The 300-nt window shown below is 56.7% G+C and carries 1 protein-coding gene; it reads right to left on the bottom strand.

Translation table 11 applies throughout. The features are described from left to right. The coding region (cmr1, locus tag ONB24_14520; GenBank protein ID MDZ7317324.1) for a type III-B CRISPR module RAMP protein Cmr1 at positions 1-212 on the bottom strand (212 nt) is incomplete at its 3' end. Positions 213-300 lie beyond the last annotated feature (88 nt).

Genomic DNA, 300 nt, shown 5'->3' with positions numbered 1-300 from the left:
TCTTCGTCGAACTGACAGGCGTTTTCTGTCGGATCGCACGCATACCCTCCCAGCCCGCGCACGAGCGCCTCGTACCACCAGCGCAGCGAGCCGATGAGGCCGGTCTCATGCAGGCGGTCGCAGGTACGGTCCACCCCGCCGGTCCATAACGGAGTCAAAGTCTTTAAGGTAATTTCTAAACAACGGTCACTGCTTGCATTTCGGATGCTCATCCCCATCCCCTCATGCAAAATTGCAATCGACACAACGGCAAAGGTGCCGCTCCCGCCCCGGCCAACGTATTATTTTTTTCGACAAGAT

It is taken from the genome of candidate division KSB1 bacterium (genome assembly GCA_034505495.1).
Classification (GTDB): Bacteria; Zhuqueibacterota; Zhuqueibacteria; order Residuimicrobiales; family Krinioviventaceae; genus Fontimicrobium_A.
This window is presented reverse-complemented; position numbering and strand designations above follow the sequence as displayed.